This window comes from Paracoccus sp. J56 (genome assembly GCF_019633685.1).
Lineage (GTDB): Bacteria > Pseudomonadota > Alphaproteobacteria > Rhodobacterales > Rhodobacteraceae > Paracoccus > Paracoccus kondratievae.
Genome location: NZ_JAFL01000076.1, coordinates 1 through 1,243, shown reverse-complemented (window position 1 = coordinate 1,243; position 1,243 = coordinate 1). Strand labels below are relative to the sequence as shown.

1 protein-coding gene is annotated in these 1,243 nt (G+C 62.9%); it reads right to left on the bottom strand.

What is annotated here, in order from left to right; all coding sequences use genetic code 11:
* Positions 1 to 154 precede the first annotated feature (154 nt).
* On the bottom strand, positions 155 to 1,243 hold a 1,089-nt coding region (locus tag M511_RS19035; RefSeq protein ID WP_139824659.1), incomplete at its 5' end, for an IS701 family transposase.

Below are 1,243 nucleotides of genomic sequence, written 5' to 3'. Positions count from 1 at the left end.
CATTACAGTTGCGTTTTCAGTTTGATATGAGCCTGTCTTGCTGCGGCCTGATGCGCCCTTCGCCACAATGACCATGCGATGATCTGCGCGGGCTGGATTTGACGCTGTGCCATGCGATTGGCGATGCGGCGGATTTCCTGGACAGACCATCGGATCAGGGGTAGCGATGGGGCCCGCGCATCGTTTTTGGGGGTGGTGCGACATTGGCATGATGGCGGATGACGGCCGTCATGGCGAAGGCCAGCATGACCAGGGAAACATGGCGGTGCCAGCCGTGCCACGAGCGCGTCTCGTTGTGATCGAGGCCAAGCTCGTTCTTCGCGGTCTCGAAACTGTCCTCGATCGCCCATCGGTGGCCCTCGATCCGCACCAGTGTTTCCATGGGCGTGCCCTGCGGGCACCAGGTCGAGAAGAAGGCCAGATCGCCGTCAGAGATATTGCGGCGGATCAGCAGGCCTCGGGTCCAGAGCTCGCCGAAATTCGCGTCGAAATCCGCAGCATCGAGGTCGGCCAGTTCGATATAGGCCCAGTCATGAAGGCGCTCTCCCTTGGTTCCTGTGCCAGCCGATAAGCGCTGCCAGGCCTCCGGGGGCAGGTCTGCGGCGATATCCCTGGCGGTTCCGGCAACGGCATAAGGCTTGCCCCAGGAGTTGAACGCATGCTTTGCGCTGACCCCAAGCACATATCCCTTGCCGGCACGCCGCAGCGCCATCTCGATATCGCCGACCCCATAGACACTGTCGGCTGCCACCCAGGAAAACGGCACCCCTGCTGCCAGCGCCCGCTCGATCATGGCACGGGCAATCGCGGGTTTGGTGGCGAAGCCGAGTTCCTGCGGCACATGGGTCTTGCGGCGCCGTTCGGGATCGTCCGCCCAAGCCTTCGGCAGATAGAGCACCCGGTCAATGAAGGCGTGCCCATGGTGCGAGACATAAGCGGCAAAGACCCCGATCTGGCAATTGGTGATCTTGCCCGCCGAGCCGGTGTATTGGCGTGCAGCACCACAGGAGGCATGACCCTGCTTCAGAAAGCCGGTTTCGTCTATGACCAGCACCGCACCCGGATCGGCCAGCGTTTCCAGCGCATAGTCGCGCACGATGTTGCGCAAGGCATCGGCATCCCAGTGCACCCGACCGAGGATCGCCTGCTGCCGCCAGGGACCCTTGTCGCCAGCGGCGTCTGCCCGCATCCATCCGGTCTTGCGCCGTTCGTCTCCCAGCAGGCCATCGAGAAACTGCCCTGC